We start from the raw sequence: 26905 nt of genomic DNA, 5'->3' as shown, positions 1-26905 counted from the left end.
GCGCGAAGCGGTGCGCTGCTGAGCCGGGGCCCATCCCGCGGCATCTGGGTCCCGGCTCGGCGGAGCAGCGTTGCACGCTGCACCGCGTCCGGGGCACGAGACCTAGCCCAGCGCCACGAACCGGAACGCGTCTCCGTCCCGCCTGATATGCCCAGCCGAGAAATGGCCGCCGATCACCAATGTCGGCGTGTCGGCAAAGCGGCCGAACAATTCGCGTCGTGTCCTGGCCGATTTCGCCGGGTCGGAATCGGCGGTCGAGGACCAGTCGAGGTGCGCCATCTGGCAAGGGTGATGGGCGACGTCGCCGGTGAGCAGACCCTGTTCGCCGTCCGACCGGATCAGAATGCTCATATGGCCGGGACTGTGGCCCGGCGTCGGAATCATGCTGATCTCCTCGCAGAGCCGGTGGTCGCTCGCGATCAGCTCGGCCCGGCCGGCATCGACGATCGGCTGCACGGAATCATTGAACACCGCCGCCTTGTCCGGCTCGGTGGAGTGGTCACGCCAATGCTCGTATTCGATCCTGCCGAAGACGTAGCGCGCTTTGGGAAATGTCGGCACCCATTTGCCGCCAGCCAGCTTCGTATTCCAGCCGACATGATCGACATGAAGATGCGTGCACAGCACGGTGTCGATGCTCTCGGGCGCAAAGCCGGCCGCGCTCATCGTCTCCAGAAACGGCGTCGTGCGGTTGTTCCAGGTCGGAACATTGCGGCCCTGCTTGTCGTTGCCGAGCCCGGTGTCGACCACAATGCGGCGCGAAGGCGTCTCAACCACCAGCGAATGGATCGACATCTTCAGCCGGCCTTCGACAGTGGCGAAATGCGGGATCAGCCAAGGCAGCTTCTGGATCTCCGCGTGACCGGCCAGCGGCAGGATGAAGCGGGTCGAGCCGACCGTCTCCAATTCCACCACCTTGGTGATCTTGACCCGACCGACCTTCCACTGCATCCGGCAGCTCCCCATTTCTTTTTTTGCTTCACTTCCCGTCATTCCGGGGCGATGCGCAAGCATCGAACCCGGAATCTCGAGATTCCGGGCTCGCGACTTCGTCGCGCCCCGGAATGACGGGGAAAGACGGTGGAAACATGCGCACTTCCGCATCTTGGCGCAATGGATCATCTGACGCGATACGGCGTTATCGCGGGAACCGGAGGAGGAGCCATGCCAGAGCTTGCGATTTCCGCTGACAAAGTCGCCTTCATCATCGAGAAGGCGCGCGAATTTGACGTCAAGGAGGGCGATTCCGATCCGGATTCCGGATCGAACCCGAGCGATGACGATGCGCTCGATGTCCTCGAGGACGACGGCTCCGATCCTGTCGTCCAAGAACTCGGCAGCTTCATGATCGCCCTGAACGAGGACGAGCAGCTCGATCTCGTCGCGCTGACCTGGCTCGGTCGCGGCGACGGCACGATCGACGATTGGGACGATCTGCGCGCACGCGCGGCGGAGGCCCGCACCGAATATCGCAGCCCGCGCCGCGAAACGGTGCATTATCTGCTTGGCGAGCCCATGCTCGGCGATCTGCTCGCCGACGGGCTCGACGCATTCGGCATCGACTGGAGCGACGAGCGTACGACAGCCGATTCCTCCGCTCCAAGCCAGCAGGACGAAGACGAGCCGACGAAACAACGGTGATCTTGCAAAACGCACTCTCCCCGCAGGGCGGGGAGAGTGCGAAGCAACGTTACAGCGTCCCCGGGAACGCGCCGCCGTCCAGCAGAATGTTCTGGCCGGTGATGAAGCCGGCCTTGGCGCCGCACAGGAAGGCGCAGGCATAGCCGAACTCGTCGGGCTGGCCGAAGCGGCCGGCGGGGTTGAGCTTGGCGCGCTCGGCCAGGATCTGCTGCGGCGTGACGCCTCGCTTGTCGGCTTCGCCCTTCGCGGTGCTGGTCAAGCGATCGGTCTCAAACGGGCCCGGTAGCAAGCCGTTGATGGTGACGTTGTTGATCACGGTCTTGCGCGACAGGCCGGCGATGAAGCCGGTGAGGCCGGCGCGCGCACCGTTGGAGAGGCCGAGGATGTCGATCGGCGCCTTCACCGCGGCCGAGGTGATGTTGACGATACGGCCGAACTTGCGCGCCATCATGCCGTCCACGGTCGCCTTGATCAGCTCGATCGGGGTCAGCATGTTGGCGTCGATCGCCTTGATCCAGTCGTCGCGGGTCCAGTTGCGGAAATCGCCGGGCGGCGGGCCGCCGGCATTGTTGATCAGAATGTCGGGCTCCGGGCATGCCTTCAGCACGGCCTCGCGGCCCGCCGGCGTCGTGATGTCGCCGACGATCTCGGTCACCGTCACGTCGGGATAGGCCTTCCGGACCTCGTCGGCCGTCTTCTTCAGCGCCTCGGCGCCGCGTGCGGTCAGCGTGACGTGAACGCCGGCGTCCGCCAGCGCGATGGCGCAGGCACGGCCGAGACCCTTGCTGGATGCGCAGACGATGGCGCGGCGACCTTTGATCCCAAGATCCACTGTTTCACTCCCGTAATGTCAGGCAGGTTTGGACGGCGGGCACTTTAGCCAAGTGCGGCGCCGCTGATAAGGGATGGGCTCGCACCAAAATGCATGCGCCGGGCGCTAGCGATGCAAATGCGCTCTAGATCCGCCGTTCCTGCTTGAGGCGGTCGATCGCGGAGGCCGCTTCCGGCGGCAGCGACTTGAAGCCCATCTGCCCCGCCATCGAGAACAGCGGCCGCAGATGCGAGCCGACGAGAAACGGCGGCTGGCGGTTGGCCGGCACGATCTGGTCGAACACCAGGACCAGCGTGGTGGCGACGAGGCCGACCCTGATGGCGCCGAGCGCGGCGCCGCCGAGCCGGTCGCCGATGCCGGCCTCGCCGATGGTGTCGTTCAACGCGATGCGGCCGACATGCCCGAACAGCATGCCGACCACGACGAAGATGCCGAAGAACCAGATCCAGTTCTGCAGCAGCGGTGAATTCGGGTTACCTGCAATTTGCGGCGCAATCAGCGGCAGCAGCGCGACCGCAATCGGCGCGGCGAGGAGATAGGCGAGGATGGTCATAGCGCTGCGCAGCAGGCCGGTCCTGAAACCGAAGCCGACCGCGACGGCGAGCGCGGCGTAGACGGCCAGATCGAAACTGTTCATGAGCACAACCTTGCCTTGATGGGGCAAGTCAACGCAAGTCCGGTCATTCCGGTTTCAGATCGCTAAAATCGTCTGTATTGGATGGCCCCGAAACTCCAGGGCTACCCGCAGGAAGCGTCGAGGAGGCGCCGGGGGTACATGACGGGGAGCGCTTCGCCTCTCCCCGCGTGCGGGGAGAGGCCGGAATTTGCGCGAGCAGATTCCGGGTGAGGGGGACTCTCCGCGAGTCCAGCTCCCCGCGTCCCCGCGGAGACTCCCCCTCACCCCAACCCTCTCCCCGCAAGCGGGGAGAGGGAGAAGAGATCCTACCGCAGCTCCCCCCGGATCATATCCGCCGCCTTCTCCCCGATCATGATGGTCGGCGCGTTGGTGTTGCCGCCGATCAGGGTCGGCATGATCGAGGCGTCGACCACGCGCAAGGCGTCGACGCCGTGCACCTTCAGCGCCGGATCGACCACGGCCATCGCATCCGTTCCCATCTTGCAGGTGCCGACCGGGTGATAGACGGTGTCGACGCGCTCGCGCAGGATGGCGCGGATATCGTCGTCGGTCTTCACGTTCGCCGTGAACATGTCGTGCTTCTGCAGCGCGCGCAGCGCCGGCGTTTCCATCAGCCGCCGCGTGGTCTTGAAGCCCGCGACCAGGGCCTCGAGATCGTCGTCCTCGCCGAGAAAGTTCGGATCGATCATCGGCGCGGCGAGCGGGTCGGCGCTTTTCAGCCAGACGCTGCCGCGGCTCTTCGGCCTGAGCAGGCAGACATGGCATGAGAAGCCCGCCTGCTTGTGCTTCTTGCGGCCGTGGTCGTCCAGCATCGCGATGACGAAGTGCAACTGGATGTCCGGTACGTCGAGGTCGGGCCGGGTCTTCAGGAAGCCGCCACACTCGGCGAAATTGGTGGTCATCAGGCCGCGCCGTTCGCGGCGGTATTGCTGGATGGCGCGGAGCAGGGACGGCAGCCGGCCGAGCGAGGCGTGAACGAAGTGCGGATAGTCGGAGGCGTAGACGAACACGAAATCCGGATGGTCCTGCAGGTTGTGCCCGACGCCCGGCAGATGATGCACGACGCCAATGCCGTGCGCACGGAGCGCATCGCCGTCGCCGATACCCGACAGCATCAGCAATTGCGGGGACTGGAAGGCGCCGGAGGCGAGGATCACCTCGCGGCGGGCGCGCAGCTGCCTGGTCTGCTTGCCCTGCACATATTCGATGCCGACCGCGCGGCTGCCTTCGAACAGGATTTTCGTGGCGTGCGCGCCGGTCTCGACGCGCAGATTGGCGCGCTTGTCCAGGTGGGGCTGCACATAGGCGCGCGCCGCGCTCCAGCGCTCGCCATTGTGCTGCGTCGCCTGGTAGCTGCCGAGGCCTTCATGGTCCTCGCCATTGAAGTCCTCGCAGATGCGAAACTGCGCCTCGCGCGCGGCCTGATGGAAGACGTCATGGATCGGATTGTCCGTGCGCAGCCTGTTGACATGCAGCGGGCCGCCCTTGCCGTGATATTCGCCGTCGAAATCGGTGTTGTTCTCCGAGCGCTTGAAATAGGGCAGCACGTCGGCATACGACCAGCCGACGTTGCCGAGCGAGGCCCAGTGGTCGTAGTCCCGTTTGTGGCCGCGGATGTAGACCATGGCGTTGATCGCCGAGGAGCCGCCGAGCCCCTTGCCGCGCGGCTGATAGCCGATACGGCCGTTCAATCCCTTCTGCGGCACGGTATCGAAGGCCCAGTTGGCTGCACTGTATGGCAGGGCGAGCCCGAACGGCGTGGTGATCCGCCAAGTGTCGTTGCGTCCGCCGGCATCGAGCAGAGCGACCGATGTCCCCGCATCCTCCGACAGCCGCCCCGCCACGCTGCAGCCGCCCGAGCCCGCGCCCACGACGACGAAATCGAATGTGTCGGTCAATTTAGTTCCCCCCATTGTCGTCATTCCGGGGCGATGCGGAGCATCGAACCCGGAATCCATTTGGCCGCATTGTGATTGTGAGATGGATTCCGGGCTCGCCTCTTCGAGGCGCCCCGGAATGACTGTGAGCTACGACATGAACCGCATCAATTTCTCCAGCCGCGCGACCTTGCCGCCATAGGGCGGATAGAGGTCGGCGAGGCGGTTGAACTTGGAGCGATAGAACACCGGCTTCAGCTTGCTGAAGGTGCGAAAGCCCCATTCGCCGTGATAGGCGCCGGTGCCGGACGCGCCGACGCCGCCCATCGGCTGGTTGATCTGCGTGAAGTGAAACAGGCAGTCGTTGATGGTGACGCCGCCGGAGACGGTGCGCGCCAGCACCTCGTCGCGCGCGGCACCGTCCTTGCCGAACCAGTACAGCGCCAGCGGCCGGTCGCGATGGTTGATGAAGGCGATGGCATCAGTGCGGTCGTGCGTGCCGAGAAGAGGGAGCACCGGCCCAAAAATCTCCTCCTGCATCACCGCCATCGCTGCGGTCGCGCCGACGACCAGCGTCGGCGGGAATTTGCGGTGTGCCTTCCAGTTCGGATCGTCCGCCTTCGCCGGCTGCAGGATTGTCGCGCCGCGCTGCGCCGCATCGGCGACCAGGGCTTCGAGCCGCGCATAATGCCGGTCCGAGATGATCGAGGTGTAGTCCTTGTTGGAAGGATCGGTGCCGAACATCCGCCGCATCTGGGCCCGCACCTTCTCGGCAAAGGCCTGCAGGGATGGCTCCGGCACCAGCGCGTAATCCGGCGCGATGCAGGTCTGCCCGGCATTGAGCAGCTTGCCGTAGGCGATGCGCTCGGCCGCTTCATCGAGGTCGGCCGAGGCGTCGATGATCGCCGGCGACTTGCCGCCGAGCTCGAGCGTGACCGGCGTCAGGTTGCGTCCCGCGGCCTCCGCGATCAGCCGCCCGACCCGGGTCGAGCCGGTGAAGACGAGGTGATCGAACGGCAGGCGCGCAAAGGCCTCGGCGATCTCGCCCTCGATGCCGGTGACGAGCAATTCGGTCGCATCGAACCTTGCGGCGATTGTCTGCTTCAGCAGGGCTGCGAAATGCGGCGTCAGCTCGCTCGGCTTGATGAGGACGCGGTTGCCGGCAGCGAGCGCGCCGATCGCGGGCGCGAGCGTGAGCTGGAGCGGATAATTCCACGGCGCGATGATGCCGACGACGCCGAGCGGCTGCGGCATCAGCCGGTTGCGGGCGGGGAGGAATTGCAGCGCGGTCGCCACCCGCTGCGGCGCCATCCAGCTCTTCAGGTGCTTTGTGGCATGCCGGATCTCGGAGAACAGCAGCATGGTCTCGGCGATGGTGGTCTCGACCGCCGAGCGGTGGCCGAAATCGGCCGAGATCGCCTGCCGGAAGCGCTCCTCGTTGTCGGCGACGACGCTGCGCAGCCGCGCCAGCCGGTCGAGCCGCTCGGCAAGGCCGGGTGCCGGCTCGTCCCGCGACCGCGCGACCATGGCGTGGAAGGCCTCCTCCAGCGCTCCGACCGGGTCGCCCGTCAGGGATTTGTCCACGGCGTTCCTCCCTCGAGGGCGCGTTTCAGCTTAATCTTGTTGCCGCAAGCTGACCCTTTGTGGAACTTCTGGCAAGAGCGCAGGGAATGCAGCGGAAATCGGTCGATTCCCCTGTCATAAAGTCGAAAAAAACGTCCCCGCAGCCCTTTCCAAAGCCAGCCCGCCTTGATACATACGCCCCGCACCCGATGGGCACTGCCCCGGGGTTGCCTTCCAAGGAAGCCTTTGGGACGGACTGGAAAAGCCACGCGAACAGCGCCGGCCTCAACCGACCGTCCCCGAGATTTAACCGAAGGCATGCAAGTGTTTAACGCGGGGTGGAGCAGCCCGGTAGCTCGTCAGGCTCATAACCTGAAGGTCATAGGTTCAAATCCTATCCCCGCAACCAAATAGGCCTCTGATTTGACGAGGTTTTAGAAAGCCGCCCTTCGGGGCGGCTTTCTTGCTTTTGGGGGGCTTCGAGTGCCCGACGTACGGAAGATCATCGCTTTTCGCAATCTGCTGATCCACGGCCATGCGGTGATCGACGACGGACGGGTGTGCCATAGTTTCAAATCCTATCCCCCGCTCATCCGGCAGAAGCCCGCTTGTTCATCGGCGATCTTGTGAGCGCTACGGCAAGCACTGCAGTTAGCAGCACTACCGCTATCGAATAGAACGCGTCTGAATAGGCCATGATCGTTGCCTGTTGCTTGACGAGTTCGCCGAGCAAGATCTCGGCTTGCTGATAGGAGCGCGCCGGATCTGGCACGCCATGGGGCAAGAAGTATTGTTGCATCCGGGTCAGGAAAGACTGGTCGATCGGATTGAACGAAGTCACCGCTTGTCCGATGATGTTGGAGTGGAACTGCTCGCGTTTCGTGATGACTGTGGCCAGCGCGGCCGTTCCGATCGCGCCGCCCAGACTGCGAAGCATATTGAACAGGCCAGACGCCGCCGCCGATTCATCCTGCTTTATGTGCGCCATCGCGATGCTTGATAAGGGTGCGACGAGGAGCGACTGGCCGACCGCGCGCACCAGGTTGGTCAACATCAACTGCGGCCCGGAGTCGTTGAAGCTCAGATGGGTGTTCATGACGCAGCTCGCTGCGAACACGATCAGTCCGGCGCAGACGACCACGCGCACATCGAAATACTTGAGGAGCAGCGGGACAAAAGGAATGATGACGAGCTGCGGGAAGCCTGACCAGGCGAGCACAAGCCCGATCTGTTCGGCATTATAGCCTTGGACGGAATCGAGATAGGCCGGCAACACATAGACCGATCCGAACAAGCCGAATCCGACGAGTGTGTTGGCGAGTGTGCCGAGGCCAAAATTGCGATTCGCAAGCAGGCGAAGCTGCACGGCGGGCTTGTCGCTTCTCAGCTCGATGACCGCGAACGCCGTCAACATCACGGCCGCGACGACGGCGAGATGCGTGATGTAGGGAGAGCCGAACCAGTCGTCCTTGTTGCCCTCGTCGAGCACGGTCTGAAAGCAGGCAAGCCCTATTGCCAACGAGCCTATGCCGTACCAGTCGCCGTCCTTGAGAAGGTGCAACTGCATCGGCGTGCGGTCAAGGCTCGGAAATAGCAGGGCGAGCATCACGGCGCCGGGGACAAGATTGATGAAGAAGATGTACTGCCAGCCAAAGTGCTCGGTGAGATAGCCCCCGATGGTCGGCCCAATGGCAGGACCGAAGGTGGCGGTGACCGCGAATATCGCCAGCCCGATCGGGCGTTGTCCGGAAGGGAGTTTGGTAAGCAGGATGGTAAATGCCATCGGAATCATGACGCCACCCGTGAAGCCCTGCAGCGCGCGGGTGACGATCATGGTGCCGAGGCTGTCGGCAAAGGCACAGCTGACCGAGAAAGTCAGGAACAGCGTCACGTTGGTCAGCAGGAATCGGCGGAAGCCGAACACGCGACTGAGATAGTCGGTCAGCGGAATCATGATGATCTCGCCGATCAGGTAAGACGTCGATATCCACGCGCCGTTGTCGATTCCCGTGCCGATTCCTCCTTCGATCTCCGCAAGCGATGAATTGACGATCTGGATGTCCAGCACGGCGATCAGCGCCCCGAGCATGCAGCCATAGACGGCGACCCAGGTCCGCAGTGACGCGCGCTCGGTGTTTCGATCATCGATCGCGCCGCTCATCGCTGCGATCCCTGAGGCGTGGCGCCGCGCCTTGTGTCGATCGTGGCAGTCACCGACATGCCGGGACGCAGCATGCCGGCGAGCGGGTCGCTCGGGTCAACGGCGATCTTGACCGGAATGCGTTGAACAATCTTCGTGAAATTGCCGGTGGCATTGTCGGGCGGCAGCAGAGCGAACTCCTGCCCGCTGGCAGGCGCCAGGCTGTCGACGCGGCCGCGAACTCGTTTCCCAGGAAACGCGTCGACCTCCAGCACGACGGGCTGCCCGGCGCGCACCTCGGCCAGTTGGGTTTCCTTGTAATTCGCCACAACGTAGATCTTCGCGAGCGGGACGATGGCGAGAAGCTGGGTGCCTGGCTGAACGTACTGGCCAAGCCGCAGCGTGCGATCGCCGATGACGCCATCAATCGGCGAGGTGATCGTGGTGTATCCGAGATTGATCCGTGCCTGCCGCAATGCCGCTTCGTTTCGCTCGAGCGTCGCCTTGGCCTGCGCCAGTTGAGCATTCAGGGTTTCGATCTGCTTTTTGGCGGCATCAAGCGCGGCCTGGTCCTTGGCGACGACCGCCGTCGCGGTATCGATCTGCGAGGCCGCCTGCTGTGCGTCCTGGACCGAGCCATAGCCGTCGTCTGCAAGCTTGCCGTAGCGTTGACTGTTCTCCTTCGCGAACAGCTCCTGTGCTTTGTCCGCATCGATCGTCGCCTCGACTTGGCGGATCACGGCCCGCTGCTGGGCGATCTCGGCCTCGATGGTCGCGATCCCGGCGGTGGCCTGCTCGACGCCAGCGGCCGCCTGTTCGACAACTGCCTCGTAGTCGCGTTGGTCGATGACGGCCAGAACCTGTCCGATCTTCACATGCTGGTTGTCGTCAACGAACAATGATGCGATGTTCCCGGCAACCTGTGGTGCGATCGAAACGACATCGGCTTGCACATAGGCATCGTCTGTGGCCGCTTCGAAGCGCCAATGCGCCCAATACCCCCAACCAGCATAGGTCCCGCCGCAAACCACCGCGATCGCCAGCATCACTGGCACCAAGTGTCTCGGCAACACACGCGCCCGCTCCGTTGCCGCCCTGCCCAGATGTTCGGATGCCCCAGTTGCAGCGTCTGCGGGAGGCGGGGCGCGCCCTTCCGTTTCAATGCTCGTCGCGGTGGAGGTCATTGCTCCCGAGCCCTTTCAGGATGATTCAGGCATCATTGTTCAGAGCGCCGGTGTTGCGTCCTTCTTGAGTGCGCGACCTATTGCGAGATCGCATGACGAATTCGCCGCATATCGGCCAGGTCGAATTGCGCGAGGCGCGGTCACAGCGGCGTTCGGCATTTTGGGTCACTCTCCGCTGTCGTACGGAAGTGCGCTACACGGGTCCGGAAGCGGCCCTGCTACTCGACCGCGCTCGCCAATCAGCCGGGGTCTCACCGGTGATCCCTTTGAACACGGTCGAGAAATGTGCCTGAGTGCAAAATCCGACCGCGAGCGCGACTTGGACCAGAGGCGCCTCTGTATTCAGCAGCGTCTTCGCGTGTTCGACCCGTTGAGCCAGCAGATATTCGTGGGGGCGGTATCCCGTCGCGGCCCGGAACTGTGCGGCAAAATGCATACGGGAAAGTCCGGCAACTCGAGCCAGCTCCGGAAGCCTTATCGACCGACGAAAATTCTGTTTGACGTGGTCTTGGACGCGCCGAAGCCGCCAATTTGCCAGCGCTCCGACCTTGGTGCGTGGAAATTCGAGGCGCGCGAGCCGCATCGCCAGCGTTTGTCCGATGCAGCGGGCGAACGTCTCGTCGATCGGTTCGCCGCGTCCGAGCAGCGGTCGAGTGAGCTGTCCTGCGAACATGTCGCGAAGCAGAATAAGGTCATTCAGATGCTGAGTTGGGCGATGCTGCGCAATTGGTAGCCGATCTGTGAAATATGAGTCCGGAACGTGGAAATGCAGGAAGTCGCAGGGTGCATCGAAGCGTGCGACGAGCCGCTTTGAGGGAGCGCTGACATACAGCGTGCTTTCCGGCATGACGCCCTCGAAGATTGTTCGCTGTTCTCCTGTCAACTTGATGCGCGTCGTCCTCGATGCCACGCCAATGAAGTAGCGATCACTCGGGGTGACCGCCTCCTCGGTACGAGACGCGGTTCGGAGATCGAGCCAGCGCGAAATGGTGATTTCCTGGGCCAGGGACGCACCGTTTTGTTCCGGCCTGCGCCACGCCCGCTCCTCCAGAGGATATGCTCGCGGATGCCTCTTGTCGCTCAACGCGGGATGATGACCGTGTTCGGGGGGGACCGCATGCATGTCGTCGCGCATCCTGGCTCTCCTCTGTTGGCTTGTGCTTGCGATACCGAGTGGATTTAGCCTGCACTCCTTCGGAAGGCGCGTTAGCTCCTCTTAAGAAACGTTGGATTTTGCTAAATCGAACGCTGCGATCGCCCGCCGCAGCCGTGACGTTAGGTCGCTCACGCAGAACCGCTCTTTCCAATATCCGAGTTCAATCAGCCACTTGCGACGAGTGGAACGCGCGTGATGTCGCGAAAGCATGGAACGCGAAGACGCTACCCGGCAGGCCGGTTCGCACGTACATTTGCGAAGCCGGTAACTGCGTCCGGCCGCTCAGGTTGGAGACGCACCTTCAGGTGAAGCGGGATGATGTCGAGCAATACTCAGGCGTCGATGAGTTCCGATGCGATAATTTGCTTTGGCGACTTCCAGCTCGATCGCAGGCGTCGCTTGCTTCTCAAGGACGGAAATCCCGTACGAATTGGGTCGCGCGGCCTCGACATTCTGATCGCGCTGACCGATCGCGTGGGCGAAGTTGTCAGCAAGCGTGATCTCCTCGAGTCGGTGTGGAATGGTGTTGTGACCGACGAGGCGGGACTGAGGGTGCATATGTCGACGCTTCGCCGAGCTTTGGGCGATGGCCGGGATGATGCGCGCTACATCGTCAACGTCGCAGGCCGCGGATACAGTTTCGTTGCCGCAATCAAGCGGTCTCACACGAGCCTGGCGTACTCGTCGGATTCCAACTCGGTTGATCGGCTGAGTCGTCAATTCCTGTCGCATCGGGGGCTTTTCGTCGGCCGCGACGAGGTCGTTCTTGGTATAAGCAGGCTTCTCGCGAGTCGACGGTTTGTCAGTATTGTGGGCGCCGGCGGCATCGGCAAGACGGCGGTCGCGGTTGCCTTGATCGCGCGGCTGCGAGCCGAATTTGGCGACGAGAACGTCGCCTTCGTCGATTTTGGCGCGGTGCTCGAGCCTGGCTTGGTTCCTGGCAGCGTGATTTCGGCGGTTGGCTGCACCTTGGGGGGATCCGATCCCGTCGCCGAACTGTCGAGCTTCCTTGCAGATAAGCGCATGCTGGTTGTCTTCGACAGTTGCGAGCACCTCCTCGATCCGATCTCGCTGCTGGCGGACCGGCTATTCCGTGAGGCCCCCTTCGTCCATTTGCTGACCACCTCGAGGGAGCCGTTGCATGTCGAGGGTGAGACGGTGCATCTGCTCGGTCCGCTCGCCTATCCAGCGGAGGAAGCCCCGACGGCGGTGGATGCCTTGGCAACGCCGGCCGTGCGTCTGTTCATGGATAGGGCGGCGTTCAGCGGATTCACCGAAGATCTGACTGACGCCGATGCGCCGATCGTTTCGGATATATGCCGGCGGACTGACGGAATTGCGCTGGCGATAGAGCTGGCCGCCAGCCGCGTCGGGAGTTATGGGATCCGCGGCGTTGCAGGCCTCTTGGCGCAAAATGCGGAGATGGCATTACCCATCAGACGCAATGTTTCTCCTCGACATCGAACGCTTCAAGCGATGCTTGACTGGAGTTACGATCTGCTCGCAGAAGACGAAAGGCGAACGCTTTCGCGCCTGTCCGCCTTCGTCGGTCTGTTCACAATGGAGGCGGCCTGCTCCGTCGCGGGCGAAGAAGAGAGCGACCGGCCAGCTATCGCTTCGACTCTGGAGAGACTGGTCGATAAGTCTCTGGTCTGGGTAAGACCGACCGATGAAGCGGTATTTTACCGCCTCCCCGATACCACGCGCGCCTATGCTGCGGCGAAGCTCAGCCAATCCGAAGACGGCGAGCCGATTGCCAGTCGCCATGCTCGCTACTTTGCTTCCTTGTTCAAATCACTTGCTCTCGAGCACGGCGCGTATGCCGAGATCGGGCGCCATGCACCACACCTCGGGAATGTACGAAAGGCACTCGAGTGGAGTTTTTCCAGCGAGGAGAATCGCAAGATCGGGGTTGAATTGGCGGCCGATGCTGCGCCTTTGTTTCTTGGTCTTTGGCTGCTTGCGGACTGCAGCCACTGGTCGCGCCTTGCCTTGACCGCGATCCAGCACATGAGCGAGATGTCGCACCGGGAGGCGCGCTTGCTGGAGGCGTTCGCTGTCGCCTCCATGCATATGTGGGGCAATACGCAGGAGGTGAAACATGCGATCCAGCGTGGGCTGGACCTGTACGAAGCGGGCGAGCAAGGATTGGCACAACTTCGCCTTCTGGCCGGCCTCAACCTCTTCCTGACGAGGATTGGCGACTTCGATGGCGGGCTGGCGGCCGCCGAGAGATGCAAAGCCGTGGCGGACCGGAGCGGATCGATCAGCGATCGGGTCATCTCCGAATGGATGCTTGCCGCCGCCTTGCATCTTGCCGGTCATCAAGCCGATGCCATCGCCCATTGCGAACTGGGGTTTGAGCTCGAGGCCACCAATAGCCGCCTCGACCTCAATTTGTTCGGCTACGATCACCGCCTCCGCGCGGAGCTCGCGTTGGCACGATCGCTTTGGCTCAGAGGGGCGGCAACGCGCGCGTGCGGGTTGGCTGTGGCGGCTCTCCATGAGGCCGAACGGTTGTCACCGCCGAGCAACTATTGCATGGCTGTAGTCCATGCTGTCCCTATCCTGCTCTGGAATGGCGCCACCGAAGTTTGCGCCGAACATATAGATCGCGCAATCGTGCAGGCTGAAAGGCACTCTCTCAAGGCGCTCGCAGCCGCTGCCCTGGCGTTGAAGGGGGAGTGGCTCACGATGACGGCAAAACCTGCAGCCGGCGTGGAAACGTTGCGCCGAGCCTTGAAGCTGCTGTACCGCGAACAATTTCGCATGCTTACGTGCGCCGCCGCGCAGGCTCTGGCAGATGGATTGGCACAGAGCGGAAGGTTGGTCGAGGCACGAATGACGATCCAGACGGCGATCTCTTCAGCACAAAAAATGGGTCAGAAGTTTTCAATGCCCGGCCTCCTGCGCACGCAAGCGCAAATAGTCATGAGAGGTGCGGATGCCCAGCCCGACAAGGCAGAGTCATTGCTGCGAGAGTCGATCAACTACGCAAGGAGCCAAGGCGCGTTGGCATGGGAGTTGAGGGCTGCGCTCGCATTGGCGCAGCTGTTGATCGTGCATGGGCGGGTAGCAGAGACGCGCGCACTCCTCGAGCCGGTCTTGGCGGCTCACGAGGAAGATTCCGGCTCGTCGGATCTCCTGGGCGCGGCGGATCTTCTGGCGCGCTTGGCGTGATCGGGAAGAATCCGGCATGAGCGGTCAGGGGAGCCGCGGCGGCTTTTCACTTCCTTGCAGTTCATAACTCCTTGGCTGGCCAAGTCTGGTCCATATTCCTCCTCTCCGCAAGACCGCTTGAAAAAGCAACGGCAGGAGCAGCGATGGAACAGGACCGGAGAATCGCCATTGTGACGGGCGGCAGCCGCGGCATCGGGCGGAGTACGGTTCTCGGTCTGGCAAGGCGAGGTGTCGACAGCATCTTCACATTCAAAGCCGCTTTTGTTGAGGCCGATGCGGTTGCGACGGCCGTTGAGGAGATCGGCCGGAGAGCCATTCCTTTGCAGCTTGATCTCGCGGAAGCGAGCAGCTTCGACGGTTTCGTACTGCGATTCCGCGAAGCACTTGGAGTTCTTGGCGCCACCCGTTTCGATTATCTGGTCAACAATGCCGGGATCTCGCATCATGGCAGGTTGGAAAGCACGACCGAGGCAGAACTCGATGCGATCTACCGGGTTAATTTCAAAGCAGTGTTCTTTCTCACTCAAAAATTGCTGCCTCTCATCAAGGACGGCGGCCGTATCGTCAACATGTCGAGCGGGCTCGCCCGAATCATCGTGCCCGGCAGCGGCCCGTACGGTGCATTCAAGGCCGCGATCGAGGTGTTGACGCGATACCAGGCAAAAGAACTCGGCGCGCGAGGCATAGCGGTCAACGCAGTCGCCCCCGGGGCGATCCGAGCTGATTTCAGTGACGCCCTGGTGTGGGAAGATCCCAAAATCACCGCTCAGGTCGCCAGCTTGAGGGCGCTCGGCCGACCGGAGGGGCCGGAAGATATCGGGGCAATGATCGCCTCTCTGCTGTCCGATGAAAATCGCTGGATCAACGCGCAACTTATCGAGGTCTCGGCGGGATGAGAATCCAGACGCGAACTCGTCGCCTCCGTGGGCGTGGAGGTCCGGGAACCGTCTCTTGCATTGGAAAAGATCCTGGCGAGATGCGTCCACACCGGCAGCTTCCTGGTGCGCGCGGCCTTGGCGATGGCAAGGAGGGCCCTGATCTCGTCCTCGTTAACCGAGGAGTAAAGCGTCGGATAGGCAAAGCCCTGTTCGACCAGCCAGTGGTCGATGTCGACCGTTTCGCCCGCGACGGTCACCTCGATGCGACGACCGCCGTCTGGGCCGACTCGCGCGCGCACCGAAGCGCAGCGGATCATCTTCGTGCGACAGGCCGGTGGCGGAATGTGAGACGGGCGAGACCACGTCACGGTGCCCGCGAACAAAACGCCCGCGCGTCTGGAGCGCGCGGGCGACGATGATTTTCGCCAACAGGGTAGAATCTTTCCAATCAGGATCTGTACGGGCAGACCATCGTCAGATTCAGCAGCGTCGGCGTGTTCGAGCCCTTCTTGTATTCCCACTCCAACCGGATCTCATGCCGGTGGGCATAGGCGTCGTTCGGCCCGTGGACGATGATGTTGGTCTTCATCGGGATCGGCGGCTCGGAGTTGAAGCACTTCCGCACGCAGGCATCGAGCAGGTCGCACCGGGTCAGCGGGATGACGCCGGGCTCATCTTTGGATAGCGGGACCGTATTGGGCTGGGTGCTGAGGTCGAGACGCGCCCGTCCCTTCTCCTTATGCCAGTACTTGGCGCTGCCCTGCGGCCACCTCGATGGCGGGTTCAGGATCAGGTGGTACTGGCCGTATTCCAAGGTCGGCAGGTCGATGTCTTCGGATGCCTTGAGCTTGGCGACGCTCTTCTTCATGTTTCCCAGAGGGTAGTAATTGCTGTTCATCAAGTCTCGAAATGCCTTGCCGCTATATGTCCTGCCGCCCATCGCCTTGTCCTTCGATATGATCCAACTAATCAGGGTGACCTGCAGCCCAGAAAAGCTCGTTGGCTGAACGAAAGCCCTCGGCGCCCCCAGAACGCGCGGCCCCATGTTCGCGCGCGTAAACGCTACCATCTGAAATTGTGCTTCGTCCAGAGAGAGGCCTGCTGGTGATGCAGCCATGCTTGCGTGCAAGTTCGATTGCCATGAATCTTCCGATAGGTAATCTTGCGTCAGGCTCCTCGCGAGCGCCGATCGAAGGACGGTGCTGCGACTTTTGAAGGCACGGAAATGCATTGTGCCGCGTGTCAGTCGGCGATCGACCCAGGCGACAGCTGGTGCTCCAAGTGCGGGGTGGCCGTGCGGCGCTCCGAACCGGAGAGCGAACGGCGGTTCGTGACGATTCTCCGTGCCGATGTCGTGGATTCGACCGGGCTCGTTGCCGATCTCGATCCGGAGGAGGCGGTCTCGCGCCTTGAGCCGGCGTTGGCTGCGATGAGAGGCGCGGTACGTCAGTTCGGAGGCATCGTCAGCAAGGAGTTGGGCGACGGGCTCTCTGCGGTGTTCGGTGCTCCGATCGCTGACGACAATCATGCGCCGCTGGCCTGCCACGCGGCGATCGAGTTGGTCCGGCGTGTTGCCGGTCTCGGTGACCCCGGCCTTCAGGTTCGGGTGGGTCTCCACTCCGGCCATGTCGTTGCCTATATGGTCGCCAGCGAGTTTTCCAAGGTCTACGAGATTGGCGGGGCGGCCCAGCACCTGACCGCCCGGCTGGAGGCGGCGGCCGAGGCGAATCAGATCTACGTGTCGAAGGCCTGCCAGGAGCTTGCCGAAGGGCACGTCCGATTCGAGTTTCTGGGTAACAAGCCGCTGCGCGGCTTCAATCAGTCCGTGCCGGTCTATCGGATCGTTGGGGCCAGCGATCTGTCGAGTTGGCGGGTGCGGCGTGCGCGCAGCGTCTCGCGATTCGTCGATCGGACGACCGAGCGCGCGTTGCTGGCCCGTGCGGTCGAGAGCGCCGGAACGGGCCGGCAGACGGTTCTGCTGCTGGGCGATGCCGGTATCGGCAAATCGCGGCTCGCGCACGAATTTGTCCAGGAGCTCAGGCCCCACGGTTGGCGCCTGATCGACGCCGAGTGCAGCCCGAACCTCCAGGGGGCGCCGTTCAGCACGCTCAAGCGGCTCCTGCTCTCGGCGCTGGAGGCGGTCGCCAAGGAGCCCGGCAGCCCCCCAGATCCCCGGAACGATCTGGTAGAGATTCAGCGTTGCGCCCTTGACGCGGTGCTCGATCTGCCGATTGCGGATCCGCAATGGAATCAGCTCGAGCCTCACGCCCGGGGACGTGCGATTTCCGAGGTCAGCTGCGCCATCGTCGAGGGTATAGCCCGTCGCCAGCCAACGGTTCTCCTAATCGAGGACCTGCACTGGATCGACCGGGCCAGCGATACGATCATGGCGACGATCGCTTCGCTTCAGGTGCCGGGCCTTCTCGTCCTCCTCACATCCAGGCCAAACGGCATGCCGGTCTGGATTGCGCGCTGCCGCGCCGAAATCGTTGCGATGCAGCCTCTCGACGATGATTCGGGGCTGGCGATGCTGGCCGACATGCTCGGCCCCTCCACGGCGAACGACGACCTGAAGAGCCGGATCATTTCGCACACGGCCAATGTCCCTCTGTTCATCGAGGAAGTCTGCCGCGGGCTTCGGGATAGCGGAACACTCCATGGCCAATGGGGCGATCTCGCGCTGATGCGTCCGATCGAGGAGCTCGGCATTCCCTCGAGTATTCAGGGCGTCATTGCCGCGCGGCTCGATCGGGTGTCGCGGCAGGAGCGGTCGGTCCTACAGGTTGCGGCTGCGCTCGGCCCGCGATCGAGCGTGGCGATGCTGCGCACGCTCCTCGAGCTGCGCGAGGATACGCTGCAGGATTGTCTCGCGTCGCTCGATCGCGCCGAACTGCTGGTGAGGACCGACAGCGAGTTGGGCGATGTACTCGAGTTTCGGCACGAGATGGTCCGTCAGGTGACCTATGATTCCATGGTCGAAAAGGTGCGCGAAGGCATTCACGCGCGCATTCTTGCGAGGCTCGAGAGCGACGGGGCGGGCGCGGATGAGCCCGACGCGCTGTGCTATCACGCGGTGCGCGCCCGCGATTGGCTCAAGGCCTTCAGCCACGGCAGGAGCGCGGGTCGAAAATGCTTGAGCCGCTCGGCATTTTCGGACGCGGCCAGCTACTTCGAGATCGCGATGGGCTCGCTCGACAAGACGCCGATGACGCCTTTGCGGGAGACGGATGCCATCGATTTGCGGATGGAAGCCCGTGCGGCATTCATCGCGTCCGGCCAGGTGACCGAGTGGCTGGATCTCGGAAGGGAGGCCGAACGGCGGGCGGGAGCGATCGATGACATCGGACGCAAGGTCGCCGCCATGACGGTCAGGGCCGGCGCACAGAACTTCTTCGGAGCGCCGGTCGAAGCCGTCGTGGTTTCCGAGGAAGTGGTGCGGCTCGCCGAAGAGTGGGGCAATGCGGGGTGGCTTAACCTCGCGCGATACGGTCTCGGACAGGCCTATTTCCTCGCCGGCCGCTATCGCGAAGCAGGGCAAATGTTGGCCGTCGCTCACGCCCAATTGGAGGGACCGCAAGCGAGCGCCCCGATCGGCACGACCCCGCGATCCCTCCTCCTCCTCTGCTGCATGATGAACAGCTTCACCCACACGGTCATGGGTGAGCTCGAGGCCGCCGAGCAGCTCCAGCAACAGGCCGCCGAGATCGCCGAGGAGACCGGCCGTCCCTACGACCGCGTCGCCGCCGCCTATAGCGGCGGCTGGCTCATGCTCGGCCGGGGCGAGCCGGCGGCGGCTGCCGCCATCCTCGAAGACGGTTTTGTGCTGGCGCAGAAGCACGGCATCCGGCTGTTCGTGCCGGTGATGGCCTGCCACCTCGGCATCGCCTATCTGGAGCAGGGGCTGTTCGACCGGGCGCGCGGCATGCTGACCGAGGCGCGCGAGGAGGCGAAGGCGGTCGGCTATACTTCGGCGGTGCTGCGCAGCTCGATCTACCTGGCGCTCGCGACCTGGCGTCTCGGCGATGTTCAGGCGGCGCAGAACATGCTGCGCGAGGCGCGCAACACCGCCCGCCAGCAGGGGTTTTCAGGTCTCGAGGCCGAGGCCCTGTTCGGCGAGGCCGTGGTGACGCCTGTCGCCAGCGAGAACAGCAAGGCGGCCGTCCTCGCGTCCTTGCGCGGGGCCATCGCGATCGCGTCCGAAAGCGGCGCGCTGCCGCTGCAGCGCAAGGCCGAGGCGATGCTGGCCGGGATGCTCGCCCGGGGCAGTGAGCTGAGCTGACTCCGCCCCCCGCCCGGACCAGCCCGCGCAACGCGTCTTACTGCTCGACGGGCAAAATAAATTCTGTAGGCGAAGCAAGGGTTTGGCTACTGTGCATGGGGTTGTTTTCGCGCTTTTTGCAGCGGAGCCCCTCGCGCCTCACGCCAGAAACGCGCGAAACCTCCGCAGCGCGATCACGAAGAAGACGCCGCCGATCACGGCGAGCGCGGCGAGCTGCGGCCACACCGCCTCGAGGCCGGCGCCGCGGAACAGGATCGCCTGCGCCAGCATCACGAAATGGGTGTTGGGCGCCGCCAGCATGATGTCCTGGACGAATTGCGGCATGCTTTCCCGCGGCGTCATGCTGCCCGACAGGGTCTGCAGCGGCAGCAGGATCATGATCAGCAGCATGCCGAACTGCGGCATCGATCCGGCGACGGTCGCAAGAAAGATGCCCATGCTGGTGGTGGCAAACAGCTGTAGCGCGGCGCCGACGAGAAACAGCGCCAGCGAGCCGTCGATCGTGACTTGCAGCCATCCCTTCACGACGAAGGCGATCGACAGCGCCGAGGCGACCAGCACCACCGCGCCCATCGACCAGACCTTGCTCACCATGATCTCCAGCGGCGTGACCGGCATCACCAGGAGGTGCTCGATCGTGCCGTGCTCGCGCTCGCGGATCAGCGCCGCGCCGGTCAGGATGATCGAGAGCATGGTGATCGAGGTGATCACATGGTCGATGGCGCCGAACCAGGATTTCTTCAGCTCCGGATTGAACCGTGCCCGCAGCGTCAGCTCGATCGGCACGGTCTGGGCATCGCGCGTGCGCGCCAGGAATTCGGCGATTTCCGCGCTGACGATCTGCTCGATATAGCCGCCGCCGTTAAACGCCTGCGAGATCCGCGTCGCATCGACGTTGAGCTGGATGCTGGGCGATTTGCGCGCCAAGAGGTCGCGCTGGAAGTCGGGCGGAATGTCGAGGGCGAAGGTGTCGAGGCCGGCGTCCATCCTGCGGTCCATCTCGTATTGCGAGATCAGGCGCGGCTCGGAGAAATAGGGCGGCGTGAACGCCATCCCGATCCTGGTCGAGACCGGCGAATGGTCCTCGTCGACGATGGCGATCGCGGCGTGGTTCAGCGTTTCCGGCAGCGCCTTGGCGCCGGCATAGACCGCCAGCGTGAAAGAATAGACGATCAGCACGAGCAGCATGGGATCGCGGACGAGGCCGCGCAATTCCTTGATGCCGAGCTGGAGCACGTTGTCGATGCGCATGGTCAGCGGGCCTGTTTCTTCAGCAGCATCGTGCCGGCGATCACCAGGACCGGGACCATGATGGCGAGCGCCAGGAGATCGTTGTGGAGGGTGTCGAACGCCAGGCCCTTGGAGAAGGTGCCGCGCGAGATCGTGACGAAATAGGTGGTGGGATAAAGCCGTCCGATCAGCGCGCCCGCGCCCTGAAGGGATGAAACCGGGTCGATCAGCCCGGAATATTGGATGGCCGGAATCAGCGTGATCAGCACCGTGCCGAACAGGGCCGCGATCTGGCTGTTCATGAAGGCCGAGATCACCATCCCCATCCCGGTCGTCGCCGTGACGTAGAGCAGCGCGGCCAGCGCGTAGGTCGGAAAGCTCCCGGTGAACGGCACCCGGAAGACTACGAGGGCAAAGCCGACGAGGAGCAGGAAATTGCCGAAGGCCAGCACGACATAGGGCAGCTGCGTGCCGAGCAGGAATTCCAGCCGCGTCACCGGCGTCACATAGAAATTGACGATCGATCCGAGCTCCTTCTCGCGCACCACCGCCAGCGCGGCGAGCACTGCCGGAATCATCACCAGCAGCAGCGGGATGATGCCCGGCGCCATGGCGACGACGCTGATGACGTCCGGATTGTAGCGGTAGCGCACCTGGAGCTGGTAGGTGCCGGCGACCGCCGCCTCGCCGTAGAGCTCGCGGCCCTTCTGCGCCAGCCAGCTGGCGTGGATCGCCTGGGCGTAGGAGCGCAGCGTCTCGGCCCGCGTCGGATTGGCCCCGTCGACCCAGGCGCCGATCTCGACATGGCGGCCGCGGCTGACGTCGCGGCCGAAGCCCGGCGGCAGCTCGATGGCGAGGCCGATCTCGCCGGCGCGCATGCGGCGGTCGAGATCGGCATAGTCGATGATCGGCGGCTTCTCGGTGAAATAGCGCGAGCCGGCGATCTGGAGGCTGTAGTCGCGGCTGATCGTGCTGTCGTCGCGATCGAGCACGGCGAAGGTCAGGTTCTCGACGTCCATGCTGATGCCGTAGCCGAGCACGAACAATAGCAGCACGCTGCCGAGGATCGCGAGCGTGGCGCGGATCGGATCGCGCCGCAGCTCGAGCGCCTCGCGCCGGGAATAGGCGAGCATGCGCGTCGCATTGAATGCGGCTTTGCGCCGGACGGGCGGCGCGGCGGTTGCCGGTGCGGGCGCCGGCAAGGCGACCGCCGGCCGGCTGGCCGGCTCCGTCGTGTCCGCGATCGCCTCTTCCAGGCAGGCGATGAAGGCCTGCTCCAGCGTCGCGGTCCCGCGCGCGGCGACGATCGCCGCAGGCGTGTCCGACGTCAGCACCTTGCCGGCATGCATCAGCGAGATCCGATCGCAGCGCTCGGCCTCGTTCATGAAATGGGTCGAGACGAAGATGGTGACGTTGTCCTTGCGGGACAGCTCGGCGAGGATCTGCCAGAAGCGGTCGCGGGCGACCGGATCGACGCCCGAGGTCGGCTCGTCGAGGATGAGGATGTCGGGCGCATGGATCATCGCGACCGCCAGCGACAGCCGCTGCCGCAGCCCGAGCGGCAACGCATCGGGCAGAGAATCGGCGACCTCGGCGAGATCGAACCGGGCGATCATCTCGTCGATGCGCGGGGCGATGGTCTCCGCCGGCAGCTTGAACAGCCGCGCATGCAGATCGAGATTCTGCGCGACCGTGAGCTCGGAATAGAGCGAGAAGCCCTGCGACATGTAGCCGATGCGCCGCCGCACCGACATGTCGCCGGCATCGATGGTGTTGCCGAACAGCCGCGCGGTGCCTTCGCTGACCGGCAGGAGGCCGGTGAGCATCTTCATGGTCGTGGTCTTGCCGCATCCGTTCGAGCCGAGAAAGCCGAAGATCTCGCCCTTCCTGATGCGGAAGCTGACGTCGTCGACGGCCACGAAGCCGTTGAACCGCCGGGTCAGGTGGTCGGCCTCGATCGCGATCTCGTCATGGTCCTCGCCGCGCGGCGGGATGACGACACCGGCATGATCGCCGCGATCGGCTTCGGGCAAGAGACGGATGAAGGCCTCATCGAGCGTATCGGCGCCGGTCTGCCGCTTGAGCGCGGCGGGCGTTGCGGTCGCCAGCACGCGGCCGGCATTCATCGCGACCAGAAAATCGAACTGAGCGGCCTCTTCCATGTAGGCGGTCGAGACGATCACGCTCATGCCGGGCCGGCTTTGGCGGATCGAGGCGATCAATTCCCAGAACTGGCGGCGCGACAGCGGATCGACGCCGGTGGTCGGTTCGTCCAGGATCAGGAGCTCGGGATCGTGGATCAGGGCGCAGCACAGGCCGACCTTCTGCTTCATGCCGCCGGAGAGTTTTGCGGCCGGCCGGTCGGCGAAGGCCGTCAGCCCGGTGTCGCGCAGCAGGCCGGCGATCCGTCTGTTTCGCTCCGCCTTGTCGTGTCCAAACAGGCGGCCGAAGAAGTCGATGTTCTCGAACACCGATAGCGTCGGATACAGGTTCTTGCCGAGCCCCTGCGGCATGTAGGCGATGTCGGGGCATACGTTGCGGCGGTGGCGCCCGCTCGCCATGTCGCCGCCGAGCACGTGGACATGCCCCTGCTGGATCGCGCGGGCGCCGGCGATCAGCGAGAGCAGGCTGGATTTGCCGACACCGTCGGGGCCAATCAGTCCGACCATGCAGCCGGATGGAAGGTCGAGGGTGATGGCTTCCAGTGCGCGGGTCTTGCCGTAGCTCAAGCCCACGTCGTCGAGATGCACCACGCTGCCGCGCCCGGCAGGCAGCTCGGCTGCGGCCCTCGTGCTCATCTCGTCAGCTTGATGTTGAGATTGCCTGGCCATTGCGCGGCCGGATCGAGCTGCACATAGGCCATTCCCGGCAGGCCGGTCTTCACCTGCTCGATGTGCTGGCGCAGCAGCTCGGGCGCGATATGCGCCTTGATGCGGAACATCAGCTTCTGGCGTTCCTCCTCGGTCTCGACGGTCTTCGGCGTGAATTGCGCGACGTCGGCGACGAAAGTCGCCTTGGCGGGGATCACGTATTGCGGAATGGCGTCGAGCACGAGACGGACGTCGGCGCCGATCGCGACCCGGCCGGCAGCGGCCGTCGGCAGGAAGAACGTCATGTAGACGTCGCCGAGATCGACCATGTTGAGGACGCGGCCGCCGGCGGCGAGCACCTCGCCGGGCTGCGACACGCGATATTGCACGCGGCCGTCGCGCGGCGCCTTCAGCACGCTGTCATTGAGGTCGGCATTGATGCTTTCGATCGCGGCCTTTGCCGCGTCGACGGCGGCGCCGGCATCGATCACCATGGCGCGGGCGGAGCTGATCGCAGCCTCGGATGCCGCGACCTGAGCGTGGGACGCGGCGAGCGCCGCCTTCGCCGTGGCGTTGGCGGAGCGGTCGTCGTCCAGGACCTGCTGCGCCACCGCACTCGTCTTGATCAATTGTTCGGAGCGGTCGAGCTTGCGGCTCGTGGTGTCGAGCTGGGCGACGCGCTGGTCGACCACGGCCTCCGCGGCCTTGCGTTCGGCCTCGCGCTGGTTCACCAGGCTCTTCGCGGTCTCGACATTGATCGCGGCGCGCTGCAGCTGCGCCTCGGCCTGGCGGCGCTGCGCCTGCAATTGCTCGGTATCCATGCGCGCCAGCACCTGGCCCGCGCGGACGAAGTCGCCTTCGCCAACCAGGATCTCGCGGATCCGGCCCGGCGTCTTGGTCGCGATGTCGATTTCGACCGCTTCGATGCGGCCGTTGCCGCGGGCGAAGCCTGCCGGCAGGGTGTTGGTATCGCGGTGCTGCCAATAATAGTAGGCGCCACCTGCAACGAGGACGGCGATCGCGGCGATGACGCGACCCGGAGTGAAGTTCATCTGTTCAAAACGCCGTGCGGCGGCGCCCATTGTTGAGAGACATGCGCCCGGCCGCTGATCGCGCGAAGGGCGGCCTCAACATTGCAGCGAATTTTGCACCGCAACTTGATGCAGATCAGATGGCGGCGCGAGGCGTCCTTGCCTCTATCGTCCTTGCCTCTATTTTGGGCTGCGCGGCGTCGTTGCCGCTCGTCCGCCCAGATGGATCAAGCGGTCGAGCGGAGTTTGCTGAGCGGATTGCGATCGGCTCGCTCGCCGCCTCACTTCACCAGCGGGCAGCCGCCATCCTTCAGCGGGCGGAACGCCTGGTCGGCAGGAACCTCGGCGAGCAGCTTGTAATAATCCCACGGCCCCTTCGATTCCTCCGGCTTCTTCACCTGGAACAGGTACATGCTGTGCACCATGCGGCCGTCCTCGCGCAGCACGCCGTTGTCGGTGAAGGCATCCTTCACCGGCAGCTCGCGCATCTTCGCCATCACCGTCTTGGTGTCCCTGGTGCCGGCCGCCTGGACGGCTTTGAGATAATGCAACGTCGCGCTGTAGGTCGCCGCCTGGTTCATCGTCGGCATGCGCTTGATGCGTTCCAGGAAGCGTTTGCCGAAGGCGCGGGTCTTGTCGTTGAGATCCCAGTAATAGGCCTCGGTGACGATCAGCCCTTGCGCCAGCTTGAGCCCGAGGCTGTGCACGTCGGAGATGAACATCACGATCGCAGCCAGGTTCTGGCCCCCGGCAACGATCCCGAACTCGCCGGCCTGCTTGATCGCGTTGATGGTGTCGCCGCCGCCGTTCGCGAGGCCGATGATCTTGGCCTTGGACGCCTGGGCCTGGAGCAGGAACGAGGAGAAATCCGCCGTATTGAGCGGATGCTTGACGCTGCCCAGCACCTTGCCGCCGGCGGCCTTCACGACATCGCCGGTATCGCGCTCGACCGAATGGCCGAACAGGTAGTCGGCGGTGAGGAAGAACCAGGTGTCGCCGCCGTTCTTGACGATGGCGCTGCCGACGGTGTGCGCGTTGGCGTAAGTGTCGTAGGTCCAATGCGCGGTATAGGGCGAGCAGGATTTTCCCGTGATGTCGGAGCTCGCCGCGTCCGTCACGATCATGATCTTCTCGTATTGCTTCGACAGCTCCATCACCGCGAGCGCGGTCGCCGAGGTCGGCAGGTCGATGATCATGTCGACGCCCTCGGTCTCCCACCATTTGCGGGCGATGGTGGAGGCGACATCGGGCTTGTTGAGCACGTCGGCCGAGACCATGTCGATCGGCTTGCCGAACATCTGGCCGCCGAAATCCTCGATCGCCATCTTGGTCGCCTCGACATTCCCCATGCCGCCGATGTCGGAATAGACCGAGGAGAAGTCGGAGAGCACTCCGATCTTGAGCGGCGCCTGCTGGGCCGAGGTTGGGGCGATCAAGGCAGCCGACAGCAATCCGGCCGCAGACACGAGTGCCGCGATAGGTCTCATTGGATACGTTTCCTCTTATATGGGGCTATTCTGTCCCTTTGTCCGACAAAGCTAGAGCCAGGATCCGGCAGTGTCAATTTTCTTGCGCCAGAGGCTTGAATACCGGAGTTTGACGCATTCTCCGGTAAGGGATAAAGCTTGTCGGACAATCGCCAATGGAGTTTGATTTGCCGGTCGCTCCGCTGTTTCGTCCGATCGATGTCGCGCCCGCCTATCAGAAGGTTGCTGACGCCATCGAGCGCGAGATCGTCAATGGCCGCATCAAGCCGGGCGATCCCATCGGCACCGAGCACGACCTGGTCCGCCAATTCGGCGTCAATCGCTCGACCATTCGCGAGGGCATCCGCGTGCTGGAGGAAGGCGGGCTGATCAGGCGCGATTCCTCGCGCCGCCTGCACGCCTGCCTGCCGCGCTACAGCAAGCTCGCGAGCCGTCTCAGCCGCGCGCTGGTCCTCCACGAGGTCACCTTCCGTGAGCTCTACGAGGCCTCGATGACGCTGGAAGTCGCCAGCATCGAGGGCGCGGTGGAACGGGCGACGGAGGAGAACATTGCCGAGCTCGCCGGCAATCTCGCGCGTAGCGAGGCCGTAGTCGGCGACGCCGCGATGCTTGCCGAATGCGATGCCGAATTCCATGTTCTGGTCGCCAAGGCCTCGCAGAACCGCGTGCTCCAGCTCGCGCGGGAGCCGGCAGCGCAGTTGTTCTATCCGACCACTGAGATGATCGTGACAGGTGTCGCCGAAGGCGGCCCGCGTCTCGTCGCGGCGCACCGCCATCTCATCGATGCGATCCGCCGCCGCGACCGCGAAGCCGGCGTGCTATGGACGCGCCGGCACCTGCAGGACTGGCGGCGCGGCTTCGAGAAAATCGCGTCGCTCGATCGCTCGGTCGAACACATGTACATGGAGCACGCGCTGGCGGCCCGCCGCAGATAGCGCCTTTGGAATTCGTGCAGCACAACAAACAAAGATATCACACGG

At 64.0% G+C, this 26905-nt stretch carries 18 protein-coding genes and 1 tRNA gene; 6 read left to right on the top strand and 13 right to left on the bottom strand.

Features of this window, described 5'->3' with window-relative positions:
* Positions 1–102: 102 nt before the first annotated feature.
* Positions 103–951: an MBL fold metallo-hydrolase gene (locus AC066S_RS08410; RefSeq protein WP_478269403.1), complete on the bottom strand. Its 849-nt coding sequence runs from the start codon at positions 949–951 to the stop codon at positions 103–105.
* Positions 952–1164: 213 nt separating this feature from the next.
* Between AC066S_RS08410 and AC066S_RS08405 the strand changes: the two genes are divergently transcribed.
* Entirely contained in the window at positions 1165–1641 is a 477-nt protein-coding gene (locus AC066S_RS08405; protein ID WP_126259633.1) for a DUF3775 domain-containing protein, read from the top strand.
* Between the two features lie 49 nt (positions 1642–1690).
* Here the strand turns inward: AC066S_RS08405 and AC066S_RS08400 are convergent, their stop codons facing one another.
* The 4 genes from AC066S_RS08400 to AC066S_RS08385 all read right to left on the bottom strand — a co-directional run bounded on the left by AC066S_RS08400 (position 1691) and on the right by AC066S_RS08385 (position 6514).
* The gene (locus AC066S_RS08400) at positions 1691–2473 is read right to left on the bottom strand and encodes an SDR family oxidoreductase (RefSeq protein WP_478269402.1); all 783 of its coding nucleotides are present in this window, start codon (positions 2471–2473) and stop codon (positions 1691–1693) included.
* Between the two features lie 124 nt (positions 2474–2597).
* Entirely contained in the window at positions 2598–3110 is a 513-nt protein-coding gene (locus AC066S_RS08395; RefSeq protein WP_135171305.1) for a CvpA family protein, read from the bottom strand.
* Positions 3111–3415: 305 nt separating this feature from the next.
* A complete protein-coding gene (locus AC066S_RS08390; protein ID WP_478269401.1) occupies positions 3416–5008 on the bottom strand; it encodes a GMC family oxidoreductase in 1593 nt (530 codons plus the stop codon).
* 129 nt (positions 5009–5137) lie between these two features.
* A complete protein-coding gene (locus tag AC066S_RS08385) occupies positions 5138–6514 on the bottom strand; it encodes a coniferyl aldehyde dehydrogenase (RefSeq protein ID WP_478269597.1) in 1377 nt (458 codons plus the stop codon).
* 368 nt (positions 6515–6882) lie between these two features.
* On the opposite strand from AC066S_RS08385, the gene AC066S_RS08380 reads away from it, so the two are divergent.
* Positions 6883–6959: transfer RNA gene (locus AC066S_RS08380), tRNA-Met, on the top strand.
* A 180-nt stretch (positions 6960–7139) separates the two neighbouring features.
* Here AC066S_RS08380 and AC066S_RS08375 read toward each other — a convergent pair.
* The 3 genes from AC066S_RS08375 to AC066S_RS08365 form a co-directional block, all read right to left on the bottom strand.
* On the bottom strand, positions 7140–8711 hold the full coding sequence (locus tag AC066S_RS08375) for an MDR family MFS transporter (RefSeq protein ID WP_135171050.1): 1572 nt from the start codon (positions 8709–8711) through the stop codon (positions 7140–7142).
* Positions 8708–9874: an HlyD family secretion protein gene (locus AC066S_RS08370; protein ID WP_126259640.1), complete on the bottom strand. Its 1167-nt coding sequence runs from the start codon at positions 9872–9874 to the stop codon at positions 8708–8710. Before AC066S_RS08370 ends, AC066S_RS08375 begins: the two co-directional genes overlap by 4 nt.
* Positions 9875–10067: 193 nt before the next feature.
* Positions 10068–11009 (bottom strand): AraC family transcriptional regulator, encoded by a 942-nt coding sequence (locus AC066S_RS08365; protein ID WP_164718856.1) that lies wholly within the window; start codon positions 11007–11009, stop codon positions 10068–10070.
* A 336-nt stretch (positions 11010–11345) separates the two neighbouring features.
* On the opposite strand from AC066S_RS08365, the gene AC066S_RS08360 reads away from it, so the two are divergent.
* Both AC066S_RS08360 and AC066S_RS08355 read left to right on the top strand, forming a co-directional pair.
* Positions 11346–14210, top strand: coding sequence for an ATP-binding protein (locus tag AC066S_RS08360; protein ID WP_478269400.1), 2865 nt, complete (start codon positions 11346–11348; stop codon positions 14208–14210).
* A 143-nt stretch (positions 14211–14353) separates the two neighbouring features.
* Positions 14354–15106 (top strand): SDR family NAD(P)-dependent oxidoreductase, encoded by a 753-nt coding sequence (locus tag AC066S_RS08355; RefSeq protein WP_135171049.1) that lies wholly within the window; start codon positions 14354–14356, stop codon positions 15104–15106.
* A gap of 430 nt (positions 15107–15536) precedes the next feature.
* Here the strand turns inward: AC066S_RS08355 and AC066S_RS08350 are convergent, their stop codons facing one another.
* Positions 15537–16028, bottom strand: coding sequence for a hypothetical protein (locus tag AC066S_RS08350; RefSeq protein ID WP_478269596.1), 492 nt, complete (start codon positions 16026–16028; stop codon positions 15537–15539).
* A 285-nt stretch (positions 16029–16313) separates the two neighbouring features.
* Between AC066S_RS08350 and AC066S_RS08345 the strand changes: the two genes are divergently transcribed.
* Complete coding sequence (locus AC066S_RS08345) at positions 16314–19367, top strand: ATP-binding protein (RefSeq protein WP_478269595.1); 3054 nt, start codon at positions 16314–16316, stop codon at positions 19365–19367.
* Between the two features lie 138 nt (positions 19368–19505).
* On the opposite strand, the gene AC066S_RS08340 is transcribed toward AC066S_RS08345, so the two are convergent.
* From AC066S_RS08340 to AC066S_RS08325, 4 genes are all read right to left on the bottom strand, one after another.
* Positions 19506–20618, bottom strand: a complete 1113-nt coding sequence (locus tag AC066S_RS08340) for an ABC transporter permease (RefSeq protein WP_135171047.1) — start codon at positions 20616–20618, stop codon at positions 19506–19508.
* A 2-nt stretch (positions 20619–20620) separates the two neighbouring features.
* Positions 20621–23395, bottom strand: a complete 2775-nt coding sequence (gene rbbA, locus AC066S_RS08335) for a ribosome-associated ATPase/putative transporter RbbA (protein ID WP_478269399.1) — start codon at positions 23393–23395, stop codon at positions 20621–20623.
* On the bottom strand, positions 23392–24459 hold the full coding sequence (locus tag AC066S_RS08330) for an HlyD family secretion protein (RefSeq protein WP_126259646.1): 1068 nt from the start codon (positions 24457–24459) through the stop codon (positions 23392–23394). The genes rbbA and AC066S_RS08330 overlap by 4 nt, the downstream gene beginning before the upstream one ends.
* 260 nt (positions 24460–24719) lie before the next feature.
* Positions 24720–25925, bottom strand: a complete 1206-nt coding sequence (locus AC066S_RS08325; protein ID WP_135171045.1) for an ABC transporter substrate-binding protein — start codon at positions 25923–25925, stop codon at positions 24720–24722.
* Positions 25926–26080: 155 nt separating this feature from the next.
* Here AC066S_RS08325 and AC066S_RS08320 point away from each other — a divergent pair, with 155 nt between their 5' ends.
* Positions 26081–26860 (top strand): FadR/GntR family transcriptional regulator, encoded by a 780-nt coding sequence (locus AC066S_RS08320; protein WP_126259648.1) that lies wholly within the window; start codon positions 26081–26083, stop codon positions 26858–26860.
* Positions 26861–26905: the final 45 nt, after the last annotated feature.

The organism is Bradyrhizobium sp. CFUWI (assembly GCF_056429085.1).
Note: the sequence above shows the minus strand (reverse complement) of the source record. Positions and strands in the feature narration are given on the sequence as shown.